Source organism: Klebsiella planticola ATCC 33531, from assembly GCF_000735435.1.
Lineage (GTDB): Bacteria > Pseudomonadota > Gammaproteobacteria > Enterobacterales > Enterobacteriaceae > Klebsiella > Klebsiella planticola.
Map to the genome: position 1 here is coordinate 73,023 of NZ_JMPP01000014.1, position 16,029 is coordinate 89,051.

General features: G+C 55.7%; 15 protein-coding genes and 1 pseudogene. 10 read left to right on the plus strand and 6 right to left on the minus strand.

Annotation, left to right across the window (positions count from 1 at the left end):
* Positions 1–3: 3 nt before the first annotated feature.
* Entirely contained in the window at positions 4–450 is a 447-nt protein-coding gene (locus tag GRPL_RS20930; RefSeq protein ID WP_032690182.1) for a GNAT family N-acetyltransferase, read from the minus strand.
* 90 nt (positions 451–540) lie between these two features.
* Positions 541–655: pseudogene (gene tisB, locus GRPL_RS26560) on the minus strand (type I toxin-antitoxin system toxin TisB); the annotation flags it as partial.
* 549 nt (positions 656–1,204) lie between these two features.
* Here tisB and ivbL point away from each other — a divergent pair.
* From ivbL to ilvN, 3 genes are all read left to right on the plus strand, one after another.
* The gene (gene ivbL / locus GRPL_RS26565) at positions 1,205–1,300 is read left to right on the plus strand and encodes an ilvB operon leader peptide IvbL (protein ID WP_004869113.1); all 96 of its coding nucleotides are present in this window, start codon (positions 1,205–1,207) and stop codon (positions 1,298–1,300) included.
* Between the two features lie 101 nt (positions 1,301–1,401).
* Positions 1,402–3,090: an acetolactate synthase large subunit gene (gene ilvB, locus GRPL_RS20925; protein ID WP_032690183.1), complete on the plus strand. Its 1,689-nt coding sequence runs from the start codon at positions 1,402–1,404 to the stop codon at positions 3,088–3,090.
* Positions 3,091–3,093: 3 nt separating this feature from the next.
* Positions 3,094–3,384, plus strand: coding sequence for an acetolactate synthase small subunit (gene ilvN / locus GRPL_RS20920; protein ID WP_004869110.1), 291 nt, complete (start codon positions 3,094–3,096; stop codon positions 3,382–3,384).
* A 137-nt stretch (positions 3,385–3,521) separates the two neighbouring features.
* On the opposite strand, the gene GRPL_RS20915 is transcribed toward ilvN, so the two are convergent.
* Positions 3,522–4,313, minus strand: coding sequence for a DeoR family transcriptional regulator (locus GRPL_RS20915; RefSeq protein WP_032690184.1), 792 nt, complete (start codon positions 4,311–4,313; stop codon positions 3,522–3,524).
* A gap of 336 nt (positions 4,314–4,649) precedes the next feature.
* Between GRPL_RS20915 and rbsK the strand changes: the two genes are divergently transcribed.
* The 7 genes from rbsK (at position 4,650) to uhpT (ending at position 13,109) form a co-directional block, all read left to right on the plus strand.
* Positions 4,650–5,570, plus strand: a complete 921-nt coding sequence (gene rbsK, locus GRPL_RS20910) for a ribokinase (RefSeq protein WP_004869105.1) — start codon at positions 4,650–4,652, stop codon at positions 5,568–5,570.
* A 27-nt stretch (positions 5,571–5,597) separates the two neighbouring features.
* Complete coding sequence (fucP, locus tag GRPL_RS20905; RefSeq protein ID WP_032698491.1) at positions 5,598–6,914, plus strand: L-fucose:H+ symporter permease; 1,317 nt, start codon at positions 5,598–5,600, stop codon at positions 6,912–6,914.
* An 11-nt stretch (positions 6,915–6,925) separates the two neighbouring features.
* On the plus strand, positions 6,926–7,939 hold the full coding sequence (locus GRPL_RS20900; protein ID WP_032698493.1) for an aldose 1-epimerase family protein: 1,014 nt from the start codon (positions 6,926–6,928) through the stop codon (positions 7,937–7,939).
* Between the two features lie 206 nt (positions 7,940–8,145).
* Positions 8,146–8,739 (plus strand): response regulator transcription factor UhpA, encoded by a 594-nt coding sequence (gene uhpA, locus GRPL_RS20895; protein WP_032690187.1) that lies wholly within the window; start codon positions 8,146–8,148, stop codon positions 8,737–8,739.
* 17 nt (positions 8,740–8,756) lie between these two features.
* On the plus strand, positions 8,757–10,238 hold the full coding sequence (gene uhpB / locus GRPL_RS20890; protein WP_162180058.1) for a signal transduction histidine-protein kinase/phosphatase UhpB: 1,482 nt from the start codon (positions 8,757–8,759) through the stop codon (positions 10,236–10,238).
* A gap of 9 nt (positions 10,239–10,247) precedes the next feature.
* Positions 10,248–11,576 (plus strand): MFS transporter, encoded by a 1,329-nt coding sequence (locus GRPL_RS20885; protein WP_032697052.1) that lies wholly within the window; start codon positions 10,248–10,250, stop codon positions 11,574–11,576.
* A 141-nt stretch (positions 11,577–11,717) separates the two neighbouring features.
* Positions 11,718–13,109 carry a hexose-6-phosphate:phosphate antiporter UhpT gene (uhpT, locus tag GRPL_RS20880; protein ID WP_032690190.1) on the plus strand — a complete coding sequence of 464 codons (1,392 nt, stop codon included), beginning with the start codon at positions 11,718–11,720 and terminating at the stop codon, positions 13,107–13,109.
* A gap of 50 nt (positions 13,110–13,159) precedes the next feature.
* Here the strand turns inward: uhpT and GRPL_RS20875 are convergent, their stop codons facing one another.
* Genes GRPL_RS20875 through GRPL_RS20865 form a run of 3 tightly spaced genes read right to left on the minus strand, consistent with a single transcriptional unit; the run spans position 13,160 to position 16,029 of the window.
* Positions 13,160–13,777 (minus strand): 2-dehydro-3-deoxy-6-phosphogalactonate aldolase, encoded by a 618-nt coding sequence (locus tag GRPL_RS20875; protein ID WP_032698496.1) that lies wholly within the window; start codon positions 13,775–13,777, stop codon positions 13,160–13,162.
* Positions 13,764–14,666, minus strand: coding sequence for a 2-dehydro-3-deoxygalactonokinase (locus GRPL_RS20870; protein ID WP_032697050.1), 903 nt, complete (start codon positions 14,664–14,666; stop codon positions 13,764–13,766). The genes GRPL_RS20875 and GRPL_RS20870 overlap by 14 nt, the downstream gene beginning before the upstream one ends.
* Positions 14,667–14,718: 52 nt before the next feature.
* On the minus strand, positions 14,719–16,029 hold the full coding sequence (locus GRPL_RS20865) for an MFS transporter (RefSeq protein ID WP_032690193.1): 1,311 nt from the start codon (positions 16,027–16,029) through the stop codon (positions 14,719–14,721).

The window sequence follows — 16,029 nt, forward strand, 5'->3', positions numbered from 1 at the left end:
CGCTTAAAGTGAGCAGAACAGGCGATGAGTGACCCGCGGCTCATCATAAACCGGACGAAATCCAAGCGATTCATAAAATGGCCACGCCGACGGCGGCGCGTGAGTGTTGAGAAAATCAAACCAGGTGCCGGAGTGGGTGATGACGGCCACCAGCAGCTGCTGACCAATATTCCGCCGACGAAAGGCATCGCTGATGTATAAATGGCGGATGCGCCCGGTTCGCAGCTGCGGGCTGAAGGGGTCAACATTCAGCCCGCAAATTCCCACCAGCTGCCCGCCGACAAAGGCACCCAGCAGTTTTTCACCCGGCGCACTAAAGCGGTTTTTCCCGCTTTGCCAGTTCTCCGCCAGGCGGCGCAGCATATTGAAATGTTGGGCGAGGCTTTCACTGCGCAAAGCCAGAAACCCGGGGTCGTCGGGGGTCGTGGCGGCAATCAACAGCGGTGGCATGATTTTCTCCAGCAAGTCAGCATAAGGTTAATGGGAACCGCCTGTAGAGGGGCGGTTTCCCGCCCCTCTCAGGTGCGACTTGAACCTGAATCAGCGCAGCTGTTTCAGGACAGCATCAAGCAGTTGCAACACGGCAACCATGAGTTTCAGGATAAGAACAATAATATCCATGGCACCCATACGCGTCTCCTCTGGTACAGGAGCACGACCGGCTGGCGTACCTTTCCGCCGCCTGTTGCCAGCCAGGGTATACGCCGACTACCGGGACACGTTGCCGTGCCCAGAAGACATTAGCGTATTTGTTGACGTAACACAGTGTGCTCTCTCGGGGTTAAGGCGCTGACGGCACCACCCGTTTCAGCCAGGACTTTATTGCGCCGGTGATACATGCGGCCCCGAATGACACAATGTGAACGTTTTCAGTATAAACAAATACTGTATATATAAACAGTATTTTCTCGACAAAATTGCGCTCGCCATCCATACTCTACTTTGGCAAAAACCGGGGTGAAAATTGCGTGAACGCCTGCGCGCGCGTATACTTTCAGCGTTGACGTAATACAGTGTACTTGCGGTTACCAGCCGTAAACATGCTGAGAAAAACCTCGCTCCGGCGGGGTTTTTTGTTTTTTTCGACCGGTAAGAAATTGTGATCCTTCACACAAATCCTCGTGGATGAAAATAAATCCGTTGTTTAATGGCGGCGGCTGTGTTTGTATAAATTCAGTTAAATTTTCGACACAACAGGTCCCTAATGAACGCTTCCATTCTGACTTCGACTCTACTAAAAACCGCGCCTGCCGCGGTGGTCGTCGTGCGTGTGGTGGTCGTCGTCGGCAATGCGCCGTAGGGTCCGGAACAACACGATTCCAAACCCCGCCGGCGCAAACCGAGCGGGGTTTTTTTTCGACACTCGCCCGGTAAGTCGGCTCAAAATAAAAGGACTGGAGCATGGCAAGTTCGGGCACAACATCAGAAAAAATGCGCTTTACCGGCGCACAGTTAGTTATTCATTTACTGGAACGCCAGGGGATCACGACCGTTGCGGGCATCCCGGGCGGCTCTATCCTTCCCATCTATGACGCATTAAGCCAAAGCACGCAGATTCGCCACGTTCTGGCGCGTCACGAGCAGGGCGCGGGCTTTATCGCTCAGGGGATGGCGCGTACCGAGGGCAAACCGGCGGTCTGTATGGCCTGTAGCGGCCCGGGCGCCACCAACCTGATCACCGCCATCGCCGATGCGCGTCTGGACTCGATTCCGCTGGTGTGCATTACCGGCCAGGTTCCGGCATCGATGATCGGGACCGATGCGTTCCAGGAAGTCGACACCTACGGTATCTCTATCCCCATCACCAAACATAACTACCTGGTCCGCGATATTGCTGAACTGCCGCAGGTGATGAGCGATGCTTTTCGCATCGCCCAGTCCGGCCGCCCGGGTCCGGTGTGGATAGATATTCCTAAGGATGTGCAGACGGCGACCATCGAGCTGGAGGCGTTACCGGAGCCGGGTGCGCGCACCGCACCGCCGACATTTGACAGCGCCAGCGTCCACGACGCGGCCGCCATGATCAATGCGGCTAAGCGCCCGGTACTTTATCTGGGCGGCGGCGTGATTAACGCCCCTGAGCAGGTGCGTGCGCTGGCGGAAAAAGCGAACCTGCCTACCACCATGACCCTGATGGCGCTGGGGATGCTGCCGAAGGCGCATCCGCTGTCGCTGGGCATGCTGGGTATGCACGGCGCGCGCAGCACCAACTTTATTCTGCAAGAAGCGGATTTACTGGTTGTTTTAGGCGCGCGTTTTGATGACCGGGCGATTGGTAAAACCGAGCAGTTCTGCCCGAACGCGAAAATTATTCACGTTGATATCGACCGTTCCGAACTGGGTAAAATCAAGCAGCCGCACGTGGCGATTCAAGGGGATGTGGCCGACGTTCTGGCGCAGCTGACGCCGCAGGTCGCCGCCCAGCCGCGCGACGAGTGGCGCCAGATGGTGGCGGATCTGCAGCGTGAGTTTCCGTCCCCGATTCCGCAGGAGAGCGACCCGCTCACCCATTACGGCCTGATCAACGCCGTTGCCGCCTGCGTCAATGATGAGGCGATCGTCACCACCGATGTCGGTCAGCATCAGATGTGGGTCGCGCAGGCTTATCCGCTGAATCGCCCGCGTCAATGGCTGACTTCCGGCGGGCTGGGAACCATGGGATTCGGTCTGCCGGCAGCGGTCGGAGCGGCGCTGGCTAATCCACAGCGCAAAGTCATCTGCTTCTCCGGTGACGGCAGCCTGATGATGAACATTCAGGAGATGGCCACCGCGGCAGAAAACCAGCTGGATGTGAAAATCATCCTGATGAATAACGAAGCGTTGGGGCTGGTCTATCAGCAACAGAGCCTGTTCTATCAGCAGGGGGTATTTGCTGCCACCTATCCCGGAATGATTAACTTTATGCAGATCGCCGCCGGATTTGGTCTGCAAACCTGCGATTTAAATCACGAAGCTGACCCGCAGGCGGCGCTGCAGGCGATCATCGATCGTCCCGGTCCGGCGCTGATTCATGTGCGTATTGATGCGGAAGAAAAAGTCTATCCGATGGTTCCGCCGGGAGCGGCAAATACAGAAATGGTGGGGGAATAAACCATGCAACAGCAGACTCATGACAACGTTATTCTGGAACTCACCGTTCGCAACCATCCGGGAGTGATGACCCACGTTTGTGGCCTGTTTGCCCGCCGCGCGTTCAACGTGGAAGGCATTCTCTGTTTGCCGATTCAGAACAGCAACCACAGCCGCATCTGGCTGCTGGTGAACGATGACCAGCGGCTGGGGCAGATGATCAGTCAGATTGAAAAACTGGAAGATGTGGAGAAGGTGGCGCGTAATCAGTCCGATCCTTCCATGTTTAATAAAATTGCCGTCTTCTTTGAGTAAGAGCCTGCCCCATCAGGCTATTTTATTTGCCATTTTGGCCATGGGCAGTGCACGTACTGCGTGTACGCTCTGGTTTTTCCGCGCTGCCCGCGTCCAGACTGGCTGCAACAATCTACGCCTGGTGGGATGACGCTCAGTTATTCGCTTTCAGAGTCCGGCGTGATGACTTTTACCGACCCGTTCCGGCAGTGCGTGGCATAGTCTGCCGGTAACGGGCGATCGCTGATCAGCACATCAAATGCCGGCAGCGGCGCTATACTGGCAGGCGCAACATCGTCGAACAGCGCGTAGCGCGCGAGCAGGATTTTCCGCAGGCCGCGATCCATCGCTTTACGTTTCGTGGCGAGGTCGTCGGGGTTAAACCAGCTGACGCCAAAATGTTCGTGAACGCCGCTGGCGGAGATAAACACTTTACGCGGATTGAGTGAATCCAGCGCCGAAGGGTTGCCGGTATCGTAGAAGGCATCGCTCTTCGCCCGATAGGTGCCACCGCATAAGATGGCGGTGGCATTGGGCTTTTCATTTAAGGCCATAAACACCCGATGTGAATAGCAAATACCGGTAAAGGTAATGTCATCGGGGATCATATTGATGACCAGCGGCATTTCGCTGCCGTTATCAAAAAAGACCAGGTCGTTTTCGCTGACCAGGCCGGCGGCGAGGATGGCAATGGGCAGTTCGTCGCGATGATGGGCCGGTTTTGTCGCCAGCGCTGGCGTGACGGAAGGCGATGAGGGTTTGTTGACCATCACCACGTAGCCGCCTAATAGCGTGAGCGGCAGCGGTTCGTCGTTTTCCTGGCTGAGATCCCGACGAATCGTCATCACAGAGACCTCCAGCATACGCGCGGCGTCTTTAAGATGGATTCGGTCGGTTTTCTTCAGCAGTTCCATCAGACGACGTATACGTTCTTTTTGCTTGGTCTCCATTCACACTCTCCGCAATTCATTTGGCAAATGTTCCTTTGGTAACATTTTTGTCCCTGCTGAAACATTATGCATTCACATTACTATACTGCGGCCCCTTGAGAATTAAAAGTCTGACCGATCTCGTTTTTATTAATATAATCTCTTTATTTTCAGTTTCTTATCTTGTTGTTTTTGATTTTTATTTTTCTTTCCCTCTCGATTGCCCACATTTTCCTGGATGATAAATAAACAAGAAATGATACTGCAATCGCGATCATGGTCACAAATGGTACTAAAGTAACATGATAATGTTACGATAATATCATTGTTGTGTGATTGTTTCTGAGAGGTAGTAAAATGGATATCGCGGTTATTGGCTCCAACATGGTGGACCTCATCACCTACACCAACCAGATGCCGAAAGAGGGGGAAACCCTTGAGGCGCCGGCGTTCAAAATTGGCTGCGGCGGGAAAGGGGCCAACCAGGCCGTTGCCGCCGCTAAGCTTAATTCGAAAGTGCTGATGTTGACCAAGGTGGGAGATGACATCTTTGCGGATAACACGATTCGCAATCTTGAGTCCTGGGGCATCAATACCACTTATGTTGAGAAAGTCCCCTGTACCAGCAGCGGCGTGGCGCCGATCTTTGTGAATGCCAACTCCAGCAACAGCATTCTTATTATTAAAGGCGCCAACAAGTTCCTCTCTCCTGAAGATATCGATCGCGCCGCCGAGGATTTAAAAAAATGCCAGCTGATTGTGTTGCAGCTTGAGGTTCAACTGGAAACGGTTTACCACGCTATCGAATTTGGTAAAAAGCACGGCATTGAAGTGTTATTAAATCCGGCGCCCGCGTTGCGCGAATTAGATATGTCTTATGCCTGTAAATGTGATTTCTTTGTTCCCAATGAGACCGAGCTGGAAATATTAACCGGCCTGCCTGTTGATACTTACGACAATATTCGTGCCGCCGCCCGCAGCCTCGTTGAAAAAGGCCTCAACAATATTATTGTGACCATGGGTGAGAAGGGCGCGCTGTGGATGACGCGCACTCAGGAAGTGCATGTCCCGGCATTTAAAGTCAGCGCGGTAGATACCAGCGGCGCAGGCGATGCCTTTATCGGTTGTTTTGCTCACTATTACGTCCAGAGCGGAGATGTTGAATCCGCCATGAAAAAAGCCGCTCTCTTTGCCGCCTTTAGCGTCACGGGGAAAGGCACGCAATCGTCTTATCCCAGTATCGAGCAGTTTAATGAATATCTGTCGTTAAACGAATAATCACTCTGCACTGTAAAAGGTAGCACTATGAACGATAAAAACATCATTCAGATGCCTGACGGCTATCTGAACAAAACACCTCTGTTCCAGTTTATTTTGTTATCCTGCTTATTCCCTTTATGGGGATGTGCTGCGGCCTTAAATGATATTTTAATTACGCAGTTTAAAAGCGTGTTTGCATTAAGTAACTTTGCCTCCGCGCTGGTCCAGAGCGCATTTTATGGCGGTTATTTTTTAATTGCGATTCCGGCGTCGTTAGTGATTAAAAACACCAGCTATAAGGTCGCTATTCTCACCGGACTGACGCTGTATATCGTCGGCTGCACGCTCTTTTTCCCGGCTTCGCACATGGCAACCTACACCATGTTCCTGGCCGCGATTTTTGCGATTGCCATCGGCCTGAGCTTTCTTGAGACGGCAGCGAACACCTACAGTTCGATGATCGGCCCGAAAAGCCATGCCACGCTGCGCCTGAACATCAGCCAGACCTTTTATCCAATTGGCGCGGCAGCCGGTATTTTGCTGGGTAAATATCTGGTCTTTTCCGATGGCGAAAGTCTGGAAAAACAGATGGCCGGTATGAATGCCGAGCAGATCCATAACTTTAAAGTCCTGATGCTGGAAAACACCCTTGAGCCTTACAAGTACATGATCATGGTGCTGGTGGTGGTCATGGTGCTGTTCCTGCTGACGCGCTTCCCGACCTGTAAAGTTGCGCAGACGGCGAACCATAAACGCCCGTCGGCGGCCGACACGCTGCGCTACCTGGCTACCAACGCACGTTTTCGTCGCGGAATTGCCGCCCAGTTCCTGTATGTCGGTATGCAGGTTACCGTCTGGTCGTTCACCATTCGCCTTGCGCTGGAGTTGGGTGATATCAACGAGCGTGATGCCTCAACGTTTATGGTCTACAGCTTTGCCTGCTTCTTTATTGGCAAGTTTATCGCCAACATTTTAATGACCCGCTTCACGCCGGAAAAGGTGCTGATTCTCTACTCGGTTATCGGCGCACTGTTCCTTGCGTATGTGGCGCTGGCGCCGAGCTTTAGCGCGGTCTACGTGGCGGTGCTGGTGAGCGTGCTGTTCGGACCGTGCTGGGCAACCATCTATGCCGGTACGCTCAATACGGTGGATAACGAACACACTGAAATGGCCGGTGCGGTCATTGTGATGGCGATTATTGGTGCCGCCGTCGTCCCTGCGATTCAGGGCTTTGTCGCCGATATGTTCCACTCGCTGCAGGTCTCTTTCCTGGTACCGATGCTGTGCTTCATCTATGTCGGCATCTATTTCTGGCGCGAATGCAAAGTCCGCCGGGCGCTGACTGAAGCGACGGCATCCTGAGGAGAACGATCATGACGACACGCTTACCTTTATGGCGCCAGCTCTTTAGCGAGCAACCGCGCACGCTGCTGGCGAATGATGACTTCACGGTGACGGCTTTCCGCTATGCCAGCGGCGTAGAGGGGCTGCGGGTGGAAAACGCGCGCGGTTATCTGGTGATTTTGCCCTGGCTGGGGCAAATGATCTGGGATGCTGAGTTTGATGGCCGCGATCTGACCATGCGCAATATGTTCAGCGAGCCGAAGCCGGCAGCGGAGGTGGTGGCCACCTATGGCTGTTTCGCTTTCCACTCAGGGCTGTTGGCGAACGGCTGTCCGTCGCCGCAGGATACTCACCCGCTGCATGGTGAAATGGCCTGTGCGGCCATGGATGAAGCCTGGCTTGAACTGGAGGCAGACTGCCTGCGCGTGGCGGGGCGCTATGAATACGTGATGGGCTTTGGTCATCACTATGAGGCGCGGCCGACGGTGGCCTTACGGCGAGCCAGCGCGCTGTTTGATATCCAGATGGCGGTGACCAATCTTGCCTCTGTCGCCATGCCGCTGCAGTACATGTGCCATATGAACTATGCCTATGTGGCGCAGGCGACCTTCAGCCAGAATATCCCTGACGAAGCGCTCTCGCTGCGCGAATCGGTACCTGCCCACGTGCAGCCGACGGAATCGTGGCTGGCGTTCAATCAGCGTCTCCTGCAAGGCGAAGCCTCGCTGACCGCGTTGTGCGAGCCTCAATATTACGACCCGGAAATCGTCTTTTTTGCCGATCAGCTGTATCGCTACACCGATAGCCCGGAATTTCGCATGATAGCGCCGGATGGCACCACGTTTGTCACGCGGTTCTCCAGCACCGAGTTCAATTATGTTACCCGCTGGATCCTCTATAACGGCGATCAGCAGGTTGCTGCTTTCGCGCTGCCCGCCACCTGTCGGCCCGAGGGATTCCTGGCGGCTCAGCGTAATGGCAGCCTGATTTCACTGGCGCCGCAGCAAACCCGGACCTTCACGGTGACCACCGGTATCGCCTGAGGCGGATAATCCTGCTCAAGGATTGAACAACAACGCGCGATAAACAAAATCATTCAAGTGGCGTCAAGGCGGCAAGTCTGAGAATCCCCGGTTACTGACTTAAGTCAGTGGCTGGGGGAAGCAGATGTCACCAGCGCAGACGCCGCTTGAAGGATGCCGTTTATATCGTTAAGGTAAGCGCGTTTTTTAACCCGCCAGGAAACGCCATGACCACCATTGCCCTTATCGACGATCATCTTATCGTCCGCTCCGGTTTTGCGCAGCTGCTGGGGCTGGAAGCCGACTTTCAGGTGGTTGCCGAATTTGGTTCCGCCCGCGAAGCGCTGGCGGGGCTGCCCGGGCGCGGCGTACAGGTCTGTATTTGTGATATTTCGATGCCGGATATGTCAGGACTTGAGCTGCTCAGCCAGCTGCCTAAAGGCATGGCGACCATCATGCTCTCTGTTCACGACAGTCCGGCGCTGGTGGAACAGGCGCTGAATGCCGGCGCCCGCGGTTTTCTCTCCAAACGCTGTAGCCCGGATGAGCTGATCGCCGCGGTCAGAACGGTGGCGGCCGGCGGTTGTTACCTGACGCCGGATATCGCCATGAAGCTGGCGGCAGGCCGCCAGGATCCGCTCACCCGCCGCGAGCGGCAGGTCGCAGAAAAGCTGGCGCAGGGGATGGCGGTGAAAGAGATCGCCGCTGAGCTGGCATTGTCGCCAAAAACCGTACACGTGCATCGCGCCAATCTGCTGGAAAAGCTGGGCGTCAGCAACGATGTTGAGCTGGCGCGGCGTATGTTCGATAGCTGGCAATGAGACCGTTCCTCTCCCGGCTGCTTTCGGTGGCTGGCTGCTTCTGTATTTTCTCCGCCGCGTGGTTCTGCCTGTGGAGCATCAGCCTGCACCTGGTCGAACGACCGGATCTTGCCGTCCTGCTGTTCCCCTTTGGCCTGCGGCTGGGTTTGATGCTGCAGTGTCCGCGCGGCTACTGGCCGGTGTTACTGGGCGCTGAATGGCTGCTGATCTTCTGGCTGGCGCAGGAAGTGGCGCTGGCGCATCCGATAATATTGATGATCGGTAGCGTGCTGGCACTGCTGCCGGTGGCGCTCATTTCACGCTATCGTCACCAGCGCGACTGGCTCACATTGCTGCGTCAGGGCGGGGCGCTGATTGCCGCCGCGCTGCTGCAATCACTGCCGTGGATGAGCGAAGGGAGCGACGGACTGAACGCGCTGCTGTTGACGTTAACCGGCGGCCTGACGCTGGCCCCGACCTGCCTGGTTATCTGGCACTATCTCACCAGCACCGTCTGGCGACCGCTGGGGCCATCGCTGGTTTCACAGCCGGTCAACTGGCGAGGGCGGCATCTTATCTGGTATCTGCTGCTGTTTACCGTCAGCCTCTGGCTACAGCTGGGATTGCCCGCCGAGCTCTCGCGTTTTACCCCTTTCTGCCTGGCGCTGCCGATCATCGCTTTAGCCTGGCATTACGGCTGGCAGGGGGCGCTGATCGCCGCGCTGATGAACGCTATCGCGTTAATCGCCAGCCAGACCTGGCACGATCATCCGGTGGATTTGCTGCTCTCACTGCTGGCGCAGAGCCTGACCGGGCTGCTGCTTGGCGCCGGAATTCAGCGTCTGCGCGAGCTGAACCAGTCGCTGCAAAGCGAGCTGGCGCGTAACCGGCGGCTGGCGGAGCGGCTGCTGGAAACGGAAGAGAGCGTGCGCCGGGACGTGGCGCGCGAGCTGCATGATGATATTGGCCAGACCATCACCGCGATTCGCACCCAGGCCGGGATTGTGCAGCGTCTGGCGCCGGAAAACGGCGGCGTGAAACAGAGCGGTCAGCTGATTGAGCAGCTTTCGCTAGGGGTTTACGACTCGGTTCGTCGGCTGCTGGGTCGTCTGCGCCCGCGTCAGCTCGACGATCTGACCCTTGAACAGGCGGTACGTTCGCTGATGCGCGAAATGGAACTGGAAGATCGTGGGATCATCAGCCATCTCGACTGGCGCATTGATGAGGCCGCCTTGAGCGAAAACCAGCGCGTGACGCTGTTCCGCGTCTGTCAGGAAGGGCTGAATAATATCGTCAAACATGCCAGCGCCAGCGCGGTGACGCTGCAGGGCTGGCAGCAGGATCAACGGCTGATGCTGGTACTTGAGGATGATGGCTGCGGGCTGCCGCCGGGTACCGGGCAGCAGGGCTTTGGCCTGACCGGTATGCGCGAACGCGTGACGGCGCTGGGCGGTACGCTCACTATCTCCTGCACGCACGGCACCCGTGTCTGCGTCAGCCTGCCGCGCCGTTATGTTTGAGGAGTCATGATGCTGAGCTTTCTGAAATCCCCGCCCGATGTCGCGCCGGTTACCGATAAGCAGGCGCTGGATGAGCGTTATCGCTACTGGCGGCGTCATATTCTGCTGACCATCTGGCTGGGCTATGCCCTGTTTTATTTCACGCGCAAAAGCTTTAACGCCGCGGTGCCGGAAATTCTCGCCAGCAACGTCCTGACCCGCAGCGATATTGGCCTGCTGGCGACGCTGTTTTACATCACCTACGGGCTGTCGAAGTTTTTCTCCGGCATCGTCAGCGACCGTTCCAACGCTCGTTATTTTATGGGGCTGGGCCTTATCGCCACCGGCGTGGTCAATATTCTGTTTGGCTTCTCCACCTCGCTATGGGCGTTCGCCCTGCTGTGGGCGCTGAACGCCTTTTTCCAGGGCTGGGGGTCGCCGGTGTGCGCCCGTCTGCTGACGGCCTGGTATTCGCGAACCGAGCGCGGCGGCTGGTGGGCATTGTGGAATACCGCGCATAACGTCGGCGGGGCGCTGATTCCGATGGTGGTCGGCGCGGCGGCGCTACGCTACGGCTGGCGTACCGGGATGATGATTGCCGGGTTGCTGGCGATTCTCGCCGGGCTGTTCCTCTGCTGGCGACTGCGCGACCGGCCGCAGGTCGTCGGGCTGCCTGCGGTGGGCGACTGGCGGCATGACGAGCTGGAGATTGCCCAGCAGCAGGAGGGGGCGGGTCTGACGCGTAAAGAGATTCTTACCAAATACGTACTGCTCAATCCCTATATCTGGCTGCTGTCGCTGTGTTACGTGCTGGTATACGTGGTGCGGGCGGCGATTAACGACTGGGGCAACCTGTATATGTCGGAGACGCTGGGCGTCGATCTGGTGACCGCTAATTCGGCGGTAACGATGTTCGAACTGGGCGGTTTTATTGGCGCGCTGGTGGCGGGATGGGGCTCGGATAAGCTGTTTAACGGCAACCGTGGACCGATGAACCTGATTTTCGCCGCCGGTATTTTGCTCTCGGTCGGCGGTTTGTGGCTGATGCCTTTCGCCAGCTATGTGATGCAGGCGGCCTGCTTCTTTACCACCGGTTTCTTTGTGTTTGGCCCCCAGATGCTGATTGGCATGGCGGCGGCGGAGTGTTCCCATAAAGAAGCGGCGGGCGCGGCAACCGGATTTGTCGGGCTGTTTGCCTATCTCGGGGCGTCGCTGTCCGGCTGGCCGCTGGCGCAGGTTATGGAAATCTGGCACTGGAGCGGTTTTTTCGTGGTCATCGCTATTGCCGCCGGCATTTCCGCGCTGCTGCTGCTGCCATTTTTAAACGCTCAGGCACCCAGAACCGCCAGCGAAGCGTGACCTGTCTCTCCTTTTTACCCCGAGTGAGGCAAAACTAAGAAATTTTCCCGGTTGCGCCTGGACACTGTCTCAGGCCAGTCGCAGCGCGGCTTTTTACAATGCCTGCCATTCGCAGGTATAAAAATTAGCCCGGAGTGTCCTATGCTGGCCTTTCTAAACCAGGTGCGCAAGCCGACCCTGGATCTGCCGCTCGATGTGCGGCGTAAAATGTGGTTCAAACCGTTCATGCAGTCCTATCTGGTGGTCTTTATTGGCTACCTGACGATGTATCTGATCCGCAAAAACTTTAACATTGCCCAGAACGATATGATCTCCACCTACGGGTTGAGCATGACCCAGCTGGGGATGATTGGCCTTGGCTTCTCGATCACCTACGGCGTGGGTAAAACGCTGGTGTCTTACTACGCAGACGGTAAAAACACCAAGCAGTTCCTGCCGTTTATGCTGATCCTCTCCGCCATCTGTATGCTCGGCTTTAGCGCCAGTATGGGGGCCGGTTCAACCAGTCTGTTCCTGATGATCGCCTTCTATGCGCTGAGCGGTTTCTTCCAGAGCACCGGCGGTTCGTGTAGCTATTCGACCATTACCAAATGGACGCCACGTCGTAAGCGCGGCACCTTCCTCGGCTTCTGGAATATCTCTCACAACCTCGGCGGCGCGGGCGCTGCGGGCGTGGCGCTGTTTGGCGCGAACTATTTGTTCGACGGCCACGTCATCGGCATGTTCATCTTCCCGTCGATTATTGCGCTGATTGTCGGTTTTATCGGTCTGCGTTTTGGTAGCGACTCTCCGGAATCTTACGGCCTCGGTAACGCGGAAGAGCTGTTTGGCGAAGAGATCAGCGAAGAGGATAAAGAGACGGAAGAGAACGCCATGACCAAATGGCAGATTTTCGTCGAGTATGTCCTGAAAAACAAAGTCATCTGGCTGCTGTGCTTCTCCAACATCTTCCTCTATGTGGTGCGCATCGGTATCGATCAGTGGTCGACGGTCTATGCCTTCCAGGAGCTGAAGCTTTCCAAAGAGGTGGCGATTCAGGGCTTTACCCTGTTTGAAGTCGGGGCGCTGGTCGGCACGCTGCTGTGGGGTTGGCTGTCGGATCTGGCGAACGGCCGTCGTGCGCTGGTGGCCTGTATCGCGCTGGCGTTAATCATCGCCACCCTGGGGGTTTACCAGCATGCCAGCAACCAGTATGTCTATCTGATGTCGCTGTTTGCCTTAGGCTTCCTGGTCTTTGGCCCGCAGCTGCTGATCGGCGTGGCGGCGGTGGGCTTCGTCCCGAAAAAAGCCATCGGCGCGGCGGACGGTATCAAAGGCACCTTCGCTTATCTGATAGGCGACAGCTTTGCCAAACTGGGACTGGGGATGATTGCCGACGGCACGCCGGTCTTTGGCCTGACTGGCTGGGCGGGTACCTTTGCGGCGCTGGATGCGGCAGCTATCGGCTGTATCTGCCTGATGGCCATCGTCGCGGTCTTTGAAGAACGTAAAATTCGTCGCGAGAAAAAGAAACCCATCCTGCAGAATGCCTGAGTGATGAGTATGGGTAACGTTGCCCGGCATTTATGCCGGGCTTTTTTATTTCAGGCCTGCCAGGCGCGCCAGGCCTGGATGAAGCGTTGCGCTTTTTCCGCGGTTTCCGCCTGGGACTGTTCAGCACGATACAGATCGCTCCCTAATCCTGCCCCTTCGCAACCGGCCCGGAGATAATCTGCGAGATTTGTCGCGGTGATGCCACCCACAGCGTACAGTCGGGTGTTCGACGGCAGTATTGCCCGAAGCGAGCGAATGTAGCCAGGCCCGACATCGCCTGCAGGGAAGATCTTCAGCATGCTGGCGCCATGCCTGAGGGCGGTCAACGCCTCGCTGGCCGTCAGACAGCCGATGCAGGTGGCCATTCCCGCAGATGTCGCGGCCTTGATGACGGAGATATCGGTATTGGGTGTAAGGATAAATTCGCAGCCCGCCTCTTTTAGTATGGCGACCTCTCGCGGGGTGGTTACCGTACCGGCGCCGATTCGCATCCGGTCGCCGTAATGTTTTACGGCAAGCACAATACTTTGTTGCCAGTTGGGGGAATTAAGCGGGATCTCTACCTGCGTAAAACCCGCACGATACAGTTCCGCCATGTGCACCAGTACATCATCTGGGGTTACCCCGCGCAGGATGGCGACCAGAGGAAGAGAGTCAGATGTGGTCATGAAGAAGTCTCCTGATGCCGTTAAGAAAGGCCGCTTCACCGCTGAAGGGGCGACAGGTGAGGCCAAAAAGGGTAAAAACGCTTTGGTATCGCGCCAGTAGCGCATCGTTACCGACCAGAACTACGCTTTCCGTGGATGAAATGGCGTATTGCTCGTACATCCGGGCGACTTCGTGACCAATCAGCAGTCCAGAGAGGGCGCTATGCAGAGCGTCAGAAGGCAGGGCGCCGCAGAGCATACGTGCGCGCAGCGCAAAGGTTCCTCGCGACAGGCAGCACTCTTGTGCTCCCAGCCGTGCGCCATCAAGAAATGCCTGGTGATCTTCCCGATGCCCGTCTTGTGGCTGGGACAGCACGGAGTAGTGGCTTAGCAAGTGAAAGAACTCCCCGGTCATGATGGTTTGAAAATCACCGATGCGCTCCCTCTCCATGCGTACCCATTTGCTGTGGGTGCCGGGAAAGACATACCACTCCTCTACATTCAGTGCGCCCAGGAGTTGCGTTTCCTCTCCACGCATCACGTTGAAATGTTCCGGGCCGTTGAGCTGGAGCCCGGGGACAATCCACACCGGTAGAGGCCCGGCATTTTCGACCGGCGTCAGGTTTGAGGAGAGCGCTGAAACGGATGTCGGACAGGGAATATAGGGCACGGCAAGCCAGCCGAGATTACTACCGATCATGCCGCTCATGATGACAATGGTGTCAGGGGCCAGGGGATGCGGACACCGTGAGAGGATGGTGAGCCAGAGCTCTTTAAACGCGCCCGGTCGTTGGTGGGTTACCCCTTCGCGACTATGATAAGTCCAGATCGCTTCACCTTGCTGAAATAGCCACAGGCGCAGATTGCTGCTACCCCAGTCCACGGCAATATAGTTTTGTAGATTGAACATCAAGCATTCCTGATGGATAAAACGGCCTGTTGCCAGGCCGTGGATGAGAGAGTTACTGCTCTGAAATTTCCATTTTCTTATCGAAATTGATGCTCAAAGAGCAAACCAGATACCCCACCGCTGCGAGGGCGAAGAACATCATTGCGGCGTAATAATTACCGGTGAATTGCACAAGGAAACCGATAAAAATCGGCAGGATGGCGGCGAACAGATTGCTGGTAAAGTTCATGGTGCCGCAGATAGTCCCTGCTACGGATTGAGCGCCGAGAAGGCCAGGAATAGACCAGTAAACGCTTGCCCAGCGCAGGGGGAACAGGGCGATAGTGAGAAGCGTAATCGCGACGCCTGGCGTACTGCTTTGCGCGCAAAGAAATATTCCTATGCCAGCAGTAATGGCTGAAATCGACAGCATGGTATGCATAACGCGGCTGGTTTTACCGCCTTTACTGCGCCATTTATCCATGATGTAGCCCCCGGTTAGTTGGCCGACAAAACACAGCAGGAAAATAATCGCCATGGCGCCACCCATAGACTTAATATCGAAGCCGTAGGTAGCCTGGAAATATAACGGGAGCCAGGTCATGAGACCATAGAAGACAAAGCTATAGCAAACCCATCCACAAATTAACGCAATAACATTACGTTGTTTTAAATAAGGTTTGATATCAGCGAGACGATATTTTTTACCAGAGGTGGAATCTCCATTGGCTTCAGTAATATGATCCAGTTCAGCTTTGTTAATACCAGGATGTTCAGAAGGATAGGTACGAATATACCACCAGGCAAGAAAACCTATAGCGATAGTCCCCACCCCGGCAATGATGAAGGCCATCCGCCAGGAATCAAACTGAGCAATAAGTCCGGCAATGATTACGGCACCCAGTGCGGTACCTAACGGCGCACCGCCATCCAGCAGCATTGAACCGCGGCCGCGTTCAGTCGGGGTCAGCCAGGTCCCCATCAGTTTTGCGCCCGCGGGCATAATGGGGGACTCGGCGATACCCAGCCCAATGCGTGAAATTGAGAGGGTAAAAATAGAGTGACAGAGGGCGGCGATAGCCTGAAATGCACCCCATAAAATTGTGGCGATAGCAATAATATTTCGGGCTTTAAATTTGTCAGCAATGACCCCGCTGGGTATTTGCATGAGCGCATAGGCCCAGAAGAATGCACTGTGAATAACACCAACCACACGCGTGTCGGTAATGCCGAATTCATCGGTAATATAGGGCATGGCAATGGATAAAGAGGTGCGGTCAATATAGTTAATTGCTCCCAGAATAAGCATGACAATAAATATTCGCCATCTTACCGTTGTCGCTTTGAGCTTTTCTTCTTCAGTATGGACATTGACATGAGACAT

Excerpts from the sequence above, each read along its gene's own strand:
- GRPL_RS20930 (WP_032690182.1), bottom strand. The coding sequence starts at position 450 with ATGCCACCGCTGTTGATTGCCGCCACGACCCCCGACGACCCCGGGTTT.
- ivbL (WP_004869113.1), top strand. The coding sequence starts at position 1,205 with ATGAACGCTTCCATTCTGACTTCGACTCTACTAAAAACCGCGCCTGCC.
- ilvB (WP_032690183.1), top strand. The coding sequence starts at position 1,402 with ATGGCAAGTTCGGGCACAACATCAGAAAAAATGCGCTTTACCGGCGCA.
- ilvN (WP_004869110.1), top strand. The coding sequence starts at position 3,094 with ATGCAACAGCAGACTCATGACAACGTTATTCTGGAACTCACCGTTCGC.
- GRPL_RS20915 (WP_032690184.1), bottom strand. The coding sequence starts at position 4,313 with ATGGAGACCAAGCAAAAAGAACGTATACGTCGTCTGATGGAACTGCTG.
- rbsK (WP_004869105.1), top strand. The coding sequence starts at position 4,650 with ATGGATATCGCGGTTATTGGCTCCAACATGGTGGACCTCATCACCTAC.
- fucP (WP_032698491.1), top strand. The coding sequence starts at position 5,598 with ATGAACGATAAAAACATCATTCAGATGCCTGACGGCTATCTGAACAAA.
- GRPL_RS20900 (WP_032698493.1), top strand. The coding sequence starts at position 6,926 with ATGACGACACGCTTACCTTTATGGCGCCAGCTCTTTAGCGAGCAACCG.
- uhpA (WP_032690187.1), top strand. The coding sequence starts at position 8,146 with ATGACCACCATTGCCCTTATCGACGATCATCTTATCGTCCGCTCCGGT.
- GRPL_RS20885 (WP_032697052.1), top strand. The coding sequence starts at position 10,248 with ATGCTGAGCTTTCTGAAATCCCCGCCCGATGTCGCGCCGGTTACCGAT.
- uhpT (WP_032690190.1), top strand. The coding sequence starts at position 11,718 with ATGCTGGCCTTTCTAAACCAGGTGCGCAAGCCGACCCTGGATCTGCCG.
- GRPL_RS20875 (WP_032698496.1), bottom strand. The coding sequence starts at position 13,777 with ATGACCACATCTGACTCTCTTCCTCTGGTCGCCATCCTGCGCGGGGTA.
- GRPL_RS20870 (WP_032697050.1), bottom strand. The coding sequence starts at position 14,666 with ATGTTCAATCTACAAAACTATATTGCCGTGGACTGGGGTAGCAGCAAT.
- GRPL_RS20865 (WP_032690193.1), bottom strand. The coding sequence starts at position 16,029 with ATGTCTCATGTCAATGTCCATACTGAAGAAGAAAAGCTCAAAGCGACA.